A 14,465-nucleotide genomic window follows, 5' to 3' on the forward strand; every position below is an offset into this window, starting at 1 on the left:
CGCACACCCGCCGGTGCTATGGTCGGCGAGTTCTGACACGGGGTGCTTCGCGTCGCGAGGCTGAGACCACACCCGAGAACCTGATGCAGGTAATTCTGACGAAGGGATGTCACGGCCATGACGCCGTACGACCATGCGGTCGACGCTGCCTCCACCACGGACGCAGCCGACCTCACACGCTTCACCGACCTCCTCTGGGACCGCACGGCAGGCCTGCGGGCCCGGATCGACGACCTCGAGTTTCTCACCCGACTCGGTGACGGCACCCTGCCGATCACGTCGTTCCGGACGTACATCGAGCAGGACGGCCTCTACCTCGAGGGATACGCGAAGGCCCTGGCCATCCTGTCCTCGCGCGCCGTCGATCCGGAGGCCGGAGCGTTCTGGGCCACGTCGGCGGCCACGGCCGCGACGGTCGAGAAGTCGTTGCACACCAGCCTTCTCGCCGACGTCGCACTCGGCGGTCCGTCGGAGACACCGGTCGAGCACAGCCAGGCGTGCCTCGGGTACGTCTCGTTCCTCACGGCGACGGCGGCGACCGACACCTACGCCGTCGGCGCCGCGGCCGCGCTCCCCTGTTTCTGGATCTACGCCGAGGTCGGCCGCGGACTCGCGGCCTCGGCCCGCGCGGTGCTGGGCGCCGATCCGGACCACCCGTACGCCCGGTGGGTCACGACGTACGACGCCGAGGACTTCCAGACCTCCGCCGCGCGCGCCCGCGAGTTCGTCGACGCGGCTGCCGAGGTGGCCGGCCCGGCCGAACGACAGCGGATGAGTGACGCGTTCGTCGTGGCGATGCGCTACGAACTGCTGTTCTGGGACACCGCCCTGAACACCGTGCCCTGGCCTGCGACGGGGCCGGTCGCATGAGGGCGCGGCGCACGAGGGTCGGGCGCATCGCGGCTCTGCTCACCGTGTCGCTCGTCGCCGCCGCCGGTCTCGCGGGCTGCGGCACGTCCGATGCCTCCGACGCGAACACGATCCGCTTCGCGCTCGACTGGACACCCAACACGAACCACACGGGCCTGTTCGTCGCCCAGCAGGAGGGCTACTTCGCGGACGCCGGGCTGAACGTCGAGATCCTGCCGTACAACTCGACGTCCCCCGACACGCTGATCGATTCCGGCAACGCCGAATTCGGCATCAGCTTCCACAGCTCCGCCACCTACGCCCGCGCCGCCGGTGCGAAGGTGACCTCGGTGATGGCGCCGCTGCAGCACTGGGCCACCGGGATCGGCGTCCGTGCCGACCGGCAGGACATCCGGAGCCCCCGCGACCTGGACGGGCGGACCTACGCCGGATTCGGCGATGCGGGCGAGGAGGCCACCCTCCGCAAGGTGATCGAGAACGACGGTGGCACCGGCGATTTCGAGACCGTGGTGCTCGGGACGTCCGCGTACGAGGCGGTCTACTCCGGTACCGCGGACTTCACCGTCTCTTACTTAGCGTGGGAGGGTCTCGAGGCCGAGCGGGCCGGAACCCCGATGACGTACTTCGACTACACCGACTTCGGCTTCCCCGACTCGTACGCGATCGTCGTCGACGGCGGTGACGAGTGGATGGCCGAGCACCCCGAACAGGCGCGACAGTTCGTGCAGGCCTTGCAGAAGGGTTACCAGAAGGCCGCCGACGATCCCGACGCGGGCGCGCGCGATCTGATCGACGCCAACCCGGGAGCCTTTCCCGACGAGGACCTGGTCGTCGAGAGTCAGCGCATGCTGGCGAAGGACTACATGCTCGACGAGAACGGCCGCGTCGGGACGCAGACCCTGGAGCGATGGTCCGGGTACTCGAAGTTCTTGTTCGACGCCGGTGTCCTGGCCGGGCCCGACGGTGCACCGCTGACCACCGAGCCCGACTGGTCGACCTACTTCACCGATGAGTACCTCGATCAGGGCTGAGCGCGGCGGACGGGTGGGGCGGTACGCGCCGGCACTGCTGCTCGCGGCGGGCCTCGTGGCGGCCTGGCAGGTGTACGTGGTCGTCAGCGGCATCTCGCCGCGCGTACTCCCCTCCCCCGTCCGCGTCGTCGATCAGGGCTGGACGAACCGTGCCGTCATCGCGGGTCACGCATCGTCCACCGTTCAGGTCACTCTGCTCGGTTTCGCCGTCTCCCTGACGATCTCGTGGATCATCGCCACGGCCGTGGACTTCTCGCCGTGGCTGCGCCGCGCCGTCGTTCCCCTGCTCGTGGTGTCGCAGACACTGCCGGTCATCGCCGTCGCTCCCCTGATGATCATCTGGTTCGGATTCGGCATCCTCCCCAAGCTCCTGGTGATCGCGCTGGTGACGTTCTTCCCGATGACCCTCGGCCTGATCGAGGGATTCGCCTCCGCGGACAAGGAGTCCGACGCACTGCTGCGCAGCATGGGAGCGTCACGGCGACAACAGTTCCGGTACGTCCGGCTCCCGTCCGCGCTGCCGCGCTTCTTCACCGCGCTCCGCATCGGGATCACCTACGCCGTCGTCGGTGCCGTCTTCTCCGAGTACGTCGGCGCCACGTCGGGTCTGGGCATCTACATGGCACAGCAGAAGAACGCGTTCCGCACCGATCTCGTCCTGGCCGCGGTCGTGGTCACGGCGGTGTGCAGCATCGCACTCTTCCTCCTCACGTTCGTGGCCGAGCGGCTTCTCGCGCCGTGGGCGCTCGCGGCGAAGGAGGGAACGCGATGACGGATCCGGTTCTGGAGCTGACCTCGGTGCGCAAGTCCTACCCGGGCACACCGGTACTGGACGGGATAGACCTCGTCGTCGAGGCAGGACAGTTCGTGTCGATCGTCGGCCCGAGCGGCTGCGGCAAGAGCACGCTGTTCACCCTCCTCGCCGGTCTCGACGCCGCGGACAGCGGCACCGTGGTGACACCGCGCTGCGCGTACATGCCGCAGAAGGATCTGTTGTTCCCGTGGCGTTCGGTTCTCGCGAACACCGCACTGGGGCTGGAGGTGCAGGGGGTTCCGAAGGCGCAGGCGCGGAACCGTGCCCGCGACCTGTTCCCGATCTTCGGCCTCGACGGCTTCGAGGACGCGCGCCCCTCGTCGCTGTCCGGCGGGATGCGGCAGCGGGCCGCACTGCTCCGGACCGTCGTGCAGGGGCGCGACGTCCTGCTGCTGGACGAGCCGTTCGGCGCTCTCGACTCGCTGACCAGGACGGCCATGCAGGACTGGTTGCAGGAGGTGTGGCAGCGGTACCGCTGGACGGTCCTGATGATCACCCACGACATCCGGGAGGCGGTGCAGGTGTCGGACCGGGTCGTCGTGCTGTCGCCGCGGCCCGCACGGGTGGTCGCCGACGTGAGCATCGACCTGCCGCGGCCACGACGCGCCGAGACCGCCACCACGCGGGAGTTCGCGACGTACGAACGCGCACTGCTGGACGCCCTCGGAAGCACGGGCCCTCGTCCCGGCACGGGCGAGTAGGTTCGGTCCATGGCAGACACAGACAGCACCCGCGTGGAGCACCATCCCGATCGTCAGCGTTTCGAGATCCTCGTCGGTGCGGAGGTCGCCGGCTACGCCGAGTACCGGCAGACCGATCCGACGGTTCGGGACTTCGACCACACCGTGACGCTCCCCGAGTTCCGCGGCCGCGGACTCGCGGCCGTCCTGGTGCGTCACGCACTCGACGACACACGCGCCGCGGGGCTGAAGATCGTCCCGTCGTGCTCCTACGTGCATCACTTCGTCGAGACGCACGAGGAATACGCCGACCTCACCGTGTGAGCCGGGACTCGCGACACCGTGTCGGTGGGCCGCGTTACGGTCGCCCCATGAACGACCTGAACAGCGTCGACCTCTCGCCCGAGGCCGCCTGGAGCCGGTTCCGCACCCTGCTCGCCGATCACCTCGACGGGATGCCGGCGGGACACTCGCTGGTGCTCGCGTGCCCGCACGCGAGCTCCGATCCGGTGCCGCCGTGCCTGCAGTTCTACGGATGGGACGACGAGACGGTCCGGTGCGAGGTGCTGGCGGACGAATACCTCGCCGAGCACCGCAGGTGGACGTCCGAGGGGCGCGCACTGCTCGAGCAGTTCGGGTTCGCCCCGCCGACGCCCCCGCACACCGCGCGGCGCGAGGACGAGCCGGTGAACTGGTTCGTCGATCGCCCGCGGCGCTACGCCGACCAGCTCGCCGACGCCGCTGTCCGCGTCCTGCACTCGGTGTGGGGTGTCCCGCACCCGTCGTTCCTCGAGCTGGACGGTGACCTGTCCGGCCCCGTGATCGAGGACCGGTTCGGCGCATCGTCCACGGACCACGAGGACGCGCCGCCGTCCGACCCTGTCCCGTTCGACCCGCTGCGGCCGGTCCGCACGTCCGGCCCGGCGGCCCGCCTCGAGATCATCGAGCAGACGCTCCTGCACATCCTGGGGTTCGTGCCGCACCCCGACGAGGACGGCGACTACCCGTTCCGTCTGGGGCCGGCCTGGCTCTATCTGTGCCCCACCCCGGAGGCGCCGTTCGTGCAGATCCTCGCGCCTCTCGCGGCCGGCGTCACCGACGAGGCGCGCGCGTTGTCGGTCGTCAACGAGGTCAATCGCCGGTGGCCGCACGTCAAGGTGCTGCTGGACGAGGACCGCGTCGTCGCCACCATCGACGTCACGGTGGTGCCGTTCGTCCCGCAGCACGTGGCCGACATGCTGGCCGTCATGGAGAAGTTCGCCGGCGAGGCCGCCGAGCATCTCCGGGCCGGGCTCGGCGCGCGGCCCTATCTCGACGCGTTCGGTGAACCGACGCCCGAGTACGACGCGGGTGCCGGGACGGACGAGCACGGCGGTCCGGTGATTCCCGAGGCACTGCGCGCGATCGCCGAGGCGGTGTGGGAGCGCGGCGCCGACATCGACGTCGAGGAGGTGCTGAACGCGTGCGGACACGATCGCACGCGCGTCGTCCGCTTCCTGGACGTGGCGCGCGAGTGCGAGCTCTCCGCCCTCGATCGCACGCTGGACGACACCGATCCGCGAGTCGCCGCGTCGGCCGGTCTGGATGCGCGGGTCTGGCGCACCACCTCCGCGCTCCTGACCTCCGCGCACCGGCGTCTGGCCGCGGACCGCGTCGACGGCCCGACGCGGTCGTCCGGATCCCAGCTCGACCTGTTCGGGACCGACCTCGCCGGCGGTACCGGTGACAGCCTCTTCGACTGACGAGAAGGGTGCTGCCGATAGCCTTCGACGTGTGGTGACCACTCCGCGCTACGGCGGCGACAGCCTGTCCGATCTCCTGCCGTCCGTGCTCGGCGCTCTCGGCGTACCCGGTGAGTCCGACACCGTCGGGCTGGGGTTGTCCGGGGTCCGGCGGGTCTGCGTACTGCTGGTCGACGGTCTCGGGGCTCGACAGTTGTCGGCGCACGCCTCGGCAGCGCCGACACTCTCCTCGCTCACCGAGCGGGTCGTCACCGCCACGTTCCCGTCCACCACCGCGACGTCGTTGGCGTCACTGGGCACCGGCCGCACGCCCGGGGAGCACGGCATCGTCGGCTACCTCACCGCCGTGCCCGGCTTCGACCGCCCGATGAATCCGCTGCACTGGCGGTTGCACGGTCAGGGACCCCGCGTAGATCTGCTCGCCGAGCTCGTTCCGGAGCAGTTCCAACCGCGCGACACCGTGTTCGAGCGCGCCGCGGCGGACGGGGTGTCCGTCACCCGCATCGCGCCGTCCTATCAGCGCGAGTCCGGGCTCACCCGCGCCGTGCTGCGCGGCGGGGACTTCTCGGCGTCGGTGTCCGCGGGCGACCTCGTCGCCGAGACCTCGCGCGCGCTGCGGCGCGGAGAGCGGTCACTCGTCTACTCGTACTGGTCCGAACTCGACCTCACCGGCCACGTGCGCGGGCCGGACTCCGACGCGTGGCGCCACGAACTGACACAGGTCGACACCATCGTCGCCGGCATCCTCGGCGAGTTGCCCTCCGACGCAGCACTGATCGTCACTGCCGATCACGGGATGGTGCAGATCGGCACGCGGGTGGACATCGACGCGACGCCCGCGCTCACCGCCGACGTCCGGATGATCTGCGGCGAACCCCGCGCACGACACGTCTTCGCCGACGCGGGCGCCGCTGCCACGGTGCTCGATGCCTGGCGGGAGACCCTGGGTCCGGACCACCTGGTGGTGGGCCGCGACGATGCGGTCTCCCGGGGCTGGTTCGGGCCGTCGGTGCGCCCCGAGGTCGCGGCGTGCATCGGTGACGTCCTGGCTCTGGCTCTCGGCGACGGCGCCCTGATCCGCCGCGGGGCCGAACCGAACCAGTCGGCGCTGCCCGGCCATCACGGCTCCCTGACCGACGTCGAGATGACCGTTCCCCTGCTCGTGGCACGAAGCTGACGCGCCCAGAATCGCCCTGATTCCAACACTTCGCAGGGCGCCGCGACGGTCCTACGGTGGGACGAGTGACCACCGACAACTCTTCTCTCGCGCTGCACTGGTTCCTCCCCACCTACGGCGACAGCAGGTCGATCGTCGGCGGCGGACACGGCACGCGAGTCGGCGCCGCGGGCGGAGATCGTCGCGCGAGCATCGGGTACCTGTCGTCCATCGGCCGCGCGGCCGAGGAGTTCGGCTTCACCGGTGCACTCACCCCTGCCGGGGCGTGGTGCGAGGACGCGTGGCTCACGACGGCGATGCTCGCCCGTGAGACCGAGAAGCTCGCGTTCCTCATCGCCTTCCGACCGGGTCTGATCAGCCCGACCCTCGCGGCGCAGATGTCGGCGACGTTCAGCAACCATGCGCCCGGCCGACTCCTGCTCAACGTCGTCACCGGGGGCGAGGCGCACGAGCAGCGCCAGTACGGCGATCACCTGTCCAAGGACGAGCGGTACGCCCGCACGGACGAGTTCCTCACCGTCGTGCGCGGCCTCTGGCGCGGCGAGTCGGTTACGCACCAGGGCACGCACATCCAGGTCGAGGACGCGTCGCTGCCGTTCCTCCCCGACCCCACACCTCCGCTGTACTTCGGCGGATCGTCCCCCGCTGCGGGCCCGGTGGCGGCGGACCACTCCGACGTCTATCTCACGTGGGGCGAGCCGACCGCGGCCGTGGCGAAGAAGATCGAGTGGATCCGCGGGCTCGCGGCCGAGCGCGGACGCACCGTGCGTTTCGGCATCCGCCTGCACGTGATCACCCGCGACACGTCCGAAGAGGCCTGGAAGCAGGCGGGCGCGCTCGTCGAAGCACTGGGTGAGGACGCCGTCGCGACGGCGCAGTCCAACCTGGCGCGGAGCGAGTCGGTGGGCCAGCGCGCGATGCTCGCCCTGCACGAGGAGAGCCGCAGGACCGGTTCCTGGAAGGACCCGCGCGCACTCGAGATCTCCCCCAACCTGTGGGCCGGTGTCGGCCTGGTGCGCGGCGGAGCCGGGACGGCCCTCGTCGGAAGTCACACCGAGGTGGCCGATCGCATCGCGGAGTACGCGGCCATCGGCATCGACGAGTTCGTTCTCTCCGGTTACCCGCACCTCGAGGAGCTGTACTGGTTCGGCGAGGGTGTCATTCCCCAGCTGCGCAGCCGCGGACTGTTCTCCGGAAGTGCCGCGGCGCGCGCCACCGGCCACACCCCCTTCCTCCCCGCTCGATGACCACCGAACCCGCTGCGAGAACGCGGCCGCCGGTGCTCGACGACGACGCTGCGCCGGCCGTCGCCGCCGCGCTCGGGGCGAAGTTCGCCCCGTCCGCGATCGAGCGTGACCGCGATCGACGGCTGCCCGGCCCGGAACTGGACCTGCTGTCCGCGTCGGGACTGCTGGGCATCACCGTGCCCGCGGAGTTCGGCGGCAGGCCGGTCTCGGCGCGCACCCTCGCCTCGGTGTTCCTCTCACTCGCTCGCGGGGACGCCAGCATCGCGCAGATACCGCAGAGCCACATGACCTTTCTCGATGCGCTGCGGCGACAGGGATCGACGGAGCAACAGCGACGCTTCTTCGCGGAGGCCCTCGCCGGTCGCCGCTTCGCCAACGCCCAGAGCGAGCGCGGCACACCCTCCATCGCGGTCGACCGGACCACGGTGACGTCCCGTCCGGACGGCACCTCGTCGCTGAACGGCACCAAGTACTACTCGACGGGCGCGCTCTTCGCGCACTGGCTGGTGGTGCGCGGGATCCTCGCCGATACCGGCGATCAGAACCGAAAGGTCCTGGCCTACATCCCGGCGAATGCACCCGGGGTGCTCGTCGAGGACGACTGGGACGGGCTCGGGCAGCGGACGACGGCCAGCGGCACCGTGACCCTGACGGACGTCGTGGTGCCCGCCGACTCCCTCGTCCCGTACTCCGCGCTCTTCGACGACGCCACCACCTACGGGGCGCGCGCTCAGCTGTTGCACGCCGCCATCGATGCCGGCATCGCCCGCGCCGCCGTCGACACCGCTCGCGACGTCGTGGTCGTCGCTCGCCCTCCGGTGGACGCCGACGTGGCGACTGCCGACCGGGATCCGTTGCTGCTGCAGCAGTTCGGCGAGGTGGAGATCGGAGTGCGCGGCGCCGAGGCGCTCGTGCGCGAGGCCGGCGACGCGATCGACGTCGCCGAGCGCGAGCTCACACCGGACAGTGCCGCCGCGGCCTCCATCGCCACGGCAACGGCCAAGGTCGCCTCGGCGCGTGCCGCCCTCGACGCCACCACGGCGCTGTTCGACGCGGGCGGAACCCGCAGTGCCGCAGCCTCTCTGCGCCTGGACAGACTGTGGCGCGACGCGCGGACCCACACGCTCCACGATCCTGTGCGATGGAAGACCCAGCACGTCGGCCGGTACGCCCTCACCGGGGCGCACCCGCCGCGCCACGGACTGATCTAGTCGCGCACCGGTGTCGCGGCGTAGGGACGCCCGAACTGCGTCCGGACTCCGTCGGAGTACAGCACGGAGTCCGGCGGACGGGAGGCCAGGTCCCCCACACCCGCCGCGGCCATGAGCTGGTCGTCGCAGCGCACCAGGGTCGCCGCGCGCAGCGGCCACCGGCGGTGGGTGTTGGGAACGAAGACGGGTCGGCCCGCAACGGAGGTGTGCATCCCCCACCGAGCGGTGAGGAAGACCGACAATGGATCGTCGGACATGTCGGTGTCGCCGGGGGACACGGTGAAATCCGTCGTCGCACCACGGTGCGGCGGTGCCAGTCGTCGAGAGCGGTAGCCGACGACCCGGTTCCGAGGACCGCCGTCGTCGACGATGTCGATGTGCGACCAGCGATACGGCACCCCCGCCGCGTTCGTGGCCAGCACCACCGCGGCACGGGTGGCGTCGAGAGAACGGAACACGACCCCTCGGCGACCGTCACCGTCTCGGCTGTAGAGCCGCACGTTGATCTCGCCGAAGGTTCCGAGTCGCGGCACCGGTCGCCCGTACCCCAACCCTGCCCCCACCATCTCGAAGCCGATCAGTCCGACATAGGTGTACCCGTCCATCGTGTCGGGCGCGATGCCGCGAGGCAGCAACGGCGCGACGACCTCCGGGGCGACACGCCAGTGCAGGAACACGAGGCGTTCCCACCGCTGGTCCATGACCACTGGACGGGGGAGAACGGGTGGGCGAGGCCAGAGTTCGACGCTCCGGTCACGCACCGAACAGGTTCTTGGCCTTGAGGACCAACTCGTAGACACCCCAGGCGAACGGCACACCGACCCACAGCCAGGACACCACCACGACGGGCACTCGCGCGCCCTGCTTCGTCTCGCTCATACCGTCGCCTCGTTCTTGTCGTTCGTACCCTCGTCGGTCGCGGTGCCCGGCGTCGTCGCCTGCGGGTCCGGCTCCGAGTACTTCGGATCCACGGGCTTGATCAGTTCGTTCGCGATGAAGCCGACGGACAGCAGGACGATCATCGTCACGAACGCGGGAACGTACCGTCCGGTGGTTCCCTCCTCGCCGAGGTCGGCGATCGCGTTGACGATCAGTGGTCCGAGCACGCCCGCGACCGACCAGGCCGTCAACAGTCGGCCGTGGATGGCACCGACCTGGTAGGTACCGAACAGATCACGCAGGTAGGCGGGCGCCGTGGCGAAGCCTGCACCGTAGAACGACAGGATGACCATCGCACTGACGAGGAACAGCACCTTGTTCGTGTTTGTGAAGAGCGAGATGTACAGGTAGAGAAGCGCGCCCACGCCGAGGTAGAGGCGGTAGATGTTCTTGCGACCCACCAGGTCGGACACCGACGACCACACGAATCGGCCGAGCATGTTCGTCAGCGAGAGGAACGCGACGAAGCCTGCGGCCGCGGCCACCACGGATTCCGGGGCCGTGGGGTCGGGAAAGAAGTCGGTGTAGATGCCCGCAGCCCGCTCGAGGATGCCGATGCCGGCGGTGACGTTGAAGCACAACACGATCCACAGCAACCAGAACTGCGGGGTCTTGACGGCGTTCGCCGCGGACACGCGGGCGGTGTGCTGACCCGCCGGGGTCTGCGGCGGCGTCCACCCGGCCGGCTTCCAGTCGTCGGCGGGGACGCGGATCAACACGACACCGAGCGCCATGAAGACGGCGTAGCCGAGGCCGAGCGTGAGGAACGTCGTGGCGATCGAGGCGTCGGTGTTGCCGCCGTACGCGGACAGGAGCTTGGTGGTCAGGGGCGAGGCCACCAGGGCGCCGCCGCCGAAGCCCATGATCGCGATACCCGTCGCCATACCCGGGCGATCGGGGAACCACTTGATCAGCGTGGAGACCGGGGAGATGTACCCGATGCCGAGGCCGATGCCACCGACGAGTCCGTATCCGACGATCACCAACCAGAACTGGCCGAGACTCATGCCGAGGGCGGAGATGAGCAGCCCGGAGCAGAAGAAGAGAAGCGACATCGTCATGGCCCACCGCGGACCGTGCGTCTCCACCTTGGTCCCGAGCACGGCTGCGGACAGACCGAGCATGACGATGGCCAGCTGGAACGGGATCGCGGTCATCGTCCCGCTCAGTCCCATGGCGGTGTCGGAGGAGATCGCGGCCTTGAACACGCTCCACGCGTAGGCCTGGCCGATCGCGAGATGGATCGCGAGGGCGGCCGGCGGAATGAGCCAGCGGCTCCATCCCGGTGGCGCGACGATACGGGCGCGTTCGAGTACTGCTGGCATGGAGGTCGTTCCTTCCGGCGCGGGTCACGCGCTCAGAGGTCGACCGCGTACTACCGTGCTTTCACCGATCCGACTCGTTCCAAACAGGACGAAGGCACGGGCGCACGTCAGAGCGTGTCCCGCGAGATCTGATCGGACACCGAATGGGTGTTGTCGGCCGAGATCTCCCGCGTACCAGACCGGGAGATGAGATCGTCGATGCGCTGGTCGAGGCCCACGGTGCGCTGCACGGCGTCCAGGCTCCGGTGCTCGATCTCCGCCACCGCGATCTCGTCGACCACGCGTGACAACGCCGCGACCCGGTCGATCACCTGGTCCCACACCGGGATGAGATCGGCTCGGCGCACGAGCACCTCACGCCGACCCTCCTCGTCCACCGTGTCCCCCTGCGCCTCGAAGGCCGCGGTGAGTTCCGCGTCCAACTGGGCCAGTGCGACCACGTCCACCGCGATCTGCACCAGTTCGGTTCCCGGGTCGAGCTGCGCCCGCGCCACCGCGAACAGGTCCGAGCGCCAGATCCGCGAGGAGAGGATCCGGTCGTGGTACATCCCGGCGAGGAACAGCAGGGTGTCGTAGCGGTCGGCGAACCGGTCCGCGTCCGTGCCCGCGAGGGTGCGGACGACGTCGGCGCCCCGCGCGTGCAGCGTGTCGAGGCGCTCCGCCGCGGCGCCGCCGAGGATCCCTCGGGCTCGCGAGAGTGGGCCGGGTCCGACACCCAGCGGGGTCGGCGTGTGCCGCAACGCCTCGAAGAGGGCGGTGCGCTGGTCGACGTCGAGGTGGATGCCCTCGCGCCGCTCCCGGCGGATCGCGCGGACACCCGACGCGTAGTGACCGGAACTCATCACGAACCGCGTGCGGTACGACCCCAGTCGACGTTCGAGCAACACGTGCCGTTGCAGCAGAGCCAGGCGCGTGGGCCCGGTGCGCAGTCCGGCCGTGCGACCGTCGATCCAGTGCAGCTCCTCCGTGACGAGCCGCAGGGTGCCGAACCCGCCCAGTGCGGGGAACTTCCGGCCGGCGCGCAGGCGCGCGAGCGCGATGCCGCGCGTCTCCTCGTCGAGACGACCCAGTGCGATGAGCAGCGCGGCGCGGTCGGACAGCGGCTCGTGAGCGCGTCCGGCCCGGTCGGACTCGACGCGCGTCGACTCGGCGATGGTCCGCACGGTGTCCGCTCGGCGGGCACGCATGTCCGCGGGGTCACTCGTCACCGTTCTCCACCTCCCCCACCGATTCTGCAGGTGCCACCAGTGTTCCAGATCGAGTCGGGACACGGTTCTCACGTCCGCGGCCACCCCCGCGCGGCACTACCATCGAAGCGTGACGAACATCGAACGACTACGCCACCTCGCCGGGCTCCACGGCGTCGCCACGTCGTACGAGGGGTGGGACAAGGCCCGCCGCGACGTCGGTGAATCCACCCTCCGCTCGGTCCTGACAGCTCTCGACGTGCCCGTCGACACCGACGACGACATCGAGACGGCGATCGTCGATCACGACGAGGCGCCCTGGCGGCGCACCGTCCCGGCGGTCGTCGTGGTCACGTCCGGCAAGGACCACCACGTTCCCGTCCACGTACCGCACGGGACGTCCGTGACGGTCACCGTCGAGCTCGAGGACGGCGGCACGCGCGAGGCGGCGCAGCAGGATGTCTGGGTCGACCCCCGCGAGATCGACGGCGCCCTCGTCGGCCGAGCCACGTTCGCCGTCCCGGTCGATCTCCCCCTCGGATGGCACACGCTGCGCGCGGAGGGGGCCGACGGTCTCGAGGCGTCGTGCACGCTGGTCGTCACGCCGGCCCGTCTGTCCACCGCCGAGGCACTGTCCGACCGTCAACGCTGGGGCGTGCTGGCGCAGCTCTACTCCATCCGGTCCGCACAGTCGTGGGGCATCGGCGATCTGGCCGATCTGGCCGACATGGCGGCGATCCTGGGCGGCGAGCACGGAGCTGACTACGTCCTGGTCAATCCGTTGCACGCCGCGGCGCCGCGGCCACCGATCGAGGCCTCGCCCTACCTGCCGACCACCCGTCGGTTCTTCAATCCGCTCTACATCCGTGTCGAGAACATTCGCGAGACGGCCATGTTGCCGCGCGACAGGTACGCACGCATCCGCGACACCGCGCGCCGACTGCACCGCGCCGACGGTCGCACGGACGATCTGGACAGGGACAAGTCTCTGCGCGCGAAACTCCGTGCGCTCGAAGCGATCTTCCTCGTCCCGCGGAGCGCGTCCCGCCAGGCCGCGTTCGACGAGTTCCGCGCCGCGGAGGGCGTGGGTCTGCACAACTTCGCCACGTGGTGCGCGTTGACGGAGAAGCTGTCGCCCGACGACCCGCGGTGGCAGACGAAGGCCGCCGCCCCCGGCACGCCGTGGGTCCAGCGACAGCAGGCCAAGCTCGCGCACCGCATCGAGTTCTTCAGCTGGCTCCAGTGGATCTGCGACGAGCAGCTGGCCGAGGCCCAGGCCACCGCGCACCGGGCCGGGATGGCCATCGGCGTCGTCCACGATCTGGCTGTGGGAGTACAGCTCTCGGGCGCCGACGCCTGGTCCCTGGGTTCCGCACTGGCCGAGGGCGTCACCGTCGGCGCTCCCCCGGACGACTTCAATCAGCAAGGGCAGCAGTGGAACCAGCCACCCTGGCGGCCCGATCGGCTGGCCGAACTCGGGTACGCGCCGTACCGCGACATGCTGCGCACCGTGCTCAAGCACGCGGGCGGGCTGCGGGTCGACCACATCCTCGGACTGTTCCGGCTCTGGTGGATCCCCACCGATGCCGAGAGTCCCGCGGGCGGCACGTATGTCACGTACGACCACGAGGCCCTCATCGGCATCCTCGCGCTCGAGGCGGAACTGGCCGGCGCCGTGGTCATCGGTGAGGACCTCGGCGTCTTCGAACCCGTCGTCCAGGACTACCTGGCCGAGCGGGGCGTGTTGGGCACGTCCATCCTGTGGTTCGAGCGGGACGACGACGGCCCCATCGCCCCGGAGAAGTACCGCGAGCTGTGCCTGACCTCGGTGACCACCCACGACCTGCCGCCCACCGCCGGGTACCTGGCGGGTGAGCACATCGATCTGCGATCGCGGCTCGGCCTGCTCGAGAGGGCCGTCGACGAGGAGCGTGCGCAGGACGAGGAACAGCGTGAGTCCGTGCTGGACCTCGCGCGCGAGCGTGGCCTGCTCGCGGACGGCGCGTCCACCGGGGAGACGGTCGCGGCGCTGTACCGGTTGATCCAGCGCAGTCCGTCGCTGCTCATCGGAGTGGCACTGGTGGACATGGTCGGCGAGCACCGCATCCAGAACCAGCCGGGAACCGACGAGACCCAGTACCGGAACTGGCGCGTTCCCCTCGCCGACGCCGCGGGCCGCGCGGTCTCGGTGGAGGACCTGCGGCGCGCGGACCCCTTGGTGCAGAACTGAGACACCCTCACC

The 14,465-nt window shown here is 70.2% G+C and carries 14 protein-coding genes and 1 riboswitch; of the genes, 10 read left to right on the forward strand and 4 right to left on the reverse strand.

Annotated elements, in window-relative coordinates; all coding sequences use genetic code 11:
- Positions 1 to 28 precede the first annotated feature (28 nt).
- A riboswitch (TPP riboswitch) is annotated at positions 29 to 124 on the forward strand.
- The 9 genes from JOE30_RS19835 to JOE30_RS19875 all read left to right on the forward strand — a co-directional run bounded on the left by JOE30_RS19835 (position 118) and on the right by JOE30_RS19875 (position 8,772).
- The gene (locus JOE30_RS19835; RefSeq protein ID WP_204868684.1) at positions 118 to 870 is read left to right on the forward strand and encodes a TenA family protein; all 753 of its coding nucleotides are present in this window, start codon (positions 118 to 120) and stop codon (positions 868 to 870) included. It overlaps the preceding riboswitch by 7 nt.
- Positions 867 to 1,901: an ABC transporter substrate-binding protein gene (locus JOE30_RS19840; protein ID WP_204868685.1), complete on the forward strand. Its 1,035-nt coding sequence runs from the start codon at positions 867 to 869 to the stop codon at positions 1,899 to 1,901. Before JOE30_RS19835 ends, JOE30_RS19840 begins: the two co-directional genes overlap by 4 nt.
- The gene (locus JOE30_RS19845) at positions 1,879 to 2,673 is read left to right on the forward strand and encodes an ABC transporter permease (RefSeq protein WP_204868686.1); all 795 of its coding nucleotides are present in this window, start codon (positions 1,879 to 1,881) and stop codon (positions 2,671 to 2,673) included. The genes JOE30_RS19840 and JOE30_RS19845 overlap by 23 nt, the downstream gene beginning before the upstream one ends.
- A complete protein-coding gene (locus tag JOE30_RS19850; protein WP_204868687.1) occupies positions 2,670 to 3,416 on the forward strand; it encodes an ABC transporter ATP-binding protein in 747 nt (248 codons plus the stop codon). The genes JOE30_RS19845 and JOE30_RS19850 overlap by 4 nt, the downstream gene beginning before the upstream one ends.
- Before the next feature lie 9 nt (positions 3,417 to 3,425).
- A complete protein-coding gene (locus JOE30_RS19855) occupies positions 3,426 to 3,719 on the forward strand; it encodes a GNAT family N-acetyltransferase (protein ID WP_204868688.1) in 294 nt (97 codons plus the stop codon).
- Between the two features lie 47 nt (positions 3,720 to 3,766).
- The gene (locus tag JOE30_RS19860) at positions 3,767 to 5,137 is read left to right on the forward strand and encodes a hypothetical protein (RefSeq protein WP_204868689.1); all 1,371 of its coding nucleotides are present in this window, start codon (positions 3,767 to 3,769) and stop codon (positions 5,135 to 5,137) included.
- 31 nt (positions 5,138 to 5,168) lie between these two features.
- Positions 5,169 to 6,314, forward strand: a complete 1,146-nt coding sequence (locus JOE30_RS19865; protein ID WP_204868690.1) for an alkaline phosphatase family protein — start codon at positions 5,169 to 5,171, stop codon at positions 6,312 to 6,314.
- A 65-nt stretch (positions 6,315 to 6,379) separates the two neighbouring features.
- Entirely contained in the window at positions 6,380 to 7,561 is a 1,182-nt protein-coding gene (locus tag JOE30_RS19870) for an LLM class flavin-dependent oxidoreductase (protein WP_307806254.1), read from the forward strand.
- Positions 7,558 to 8,772, forward strand: a complete 1,215-nt coding sequence (locus JOE30_RS19875; RefSeq protein ID WP_204868691.1) for an SfnB family sulfur acquisition oxidoreductase — start codon at positions 7,558 to 7,560, stop codon at positions 8,770 to 8,772. Before JOE30_RS19870 ends, JOE30_RS19875 begins: the two co-directional genes overlap by 4 nt.
- Here JOE30_RS19875 and JOE30_RS19880 read toward each other — a convergent pair.
- The 4 genes from JOE30_RS19880 to JOE30_RS19890 form a co-directional block, all read right to left on the reverse strand.
- Positions 8,769 to 9,473, reverse strand: coding sequence for a YqjF family protein (locus JOE30_RS19880; RefSeq protein WP_204868692.1), 705 nt, complete (start codon positions 9,471 to 9,473; stop codon positions 8,769 to 8,771). The genes JOE30_RS19875 and JOE30_RS19880 overlap by 4 nt on opposite strands.
- A 52-nt stretch (positions 9,474 to 9,525) precedes the next feature.
- Entirely contained in the window at positions 9,526 to 9,651 is a 126-nt protein-coding gene (locus tag JOE30_RS21570; protein WP_261778144.1) for a hypothetical protein, read from the reverse strand.
- Positions 9,648 to 11,036: an OFA family MFS transporter gene (locus JOE30_RS19885; RefSeq protein WP_204868693.1), complete on the reverse strand. Its 1,389-nt coding sequence runs from the start codon at positions 11,034 to 11,036 to the stop codon at positions 9,648 to 9,650. Before JOE30_RS19885 ends, JOE30_RS21570 begins: the two co-directional genes overlap by 4 nt.
- A gap of 107 nt (positions 11,037 to 11,143) precedes the next feature.
- Positions 11,144 to 12,244, reverse strand: a complete 1,101-nt coding sequence (locus JOE30_RS19890; protein ID WP_204868694.1) for a hypothetical protein — start codon at positions 12,242 to 12,244, stop codon at positions 11,144 to 11,146.
- Positions 12,245 to 12,353: 109 nt separating this feature from the next.
- Here JOE30_RS19890 and malQ point away from each other — a divergent pair, with 109 nt between their 5' ends.
- Entirely contained in the window at positions 12,354 to 14,453 is a 2,100-nt protein-coding gene (gene malQ / locus JOE30_RS19895; RefSeq protein WP_204868695.1) for a 4-alpha-glucanotransferase, read from the forward strand.
- Positions 14,454 to 14,465: the final 12 nt, after the last annotated feature.

It is taken from the genome of Rhodococcus sp. PvP016, from assembly GCF_017832185.1.
Taxonomy (GTDB): domain Bacteria; phylum Actinomycetota; class Actinomycetes; order Mycobacteriales; family Mycobacteriaceae; genus Rhodococcoides.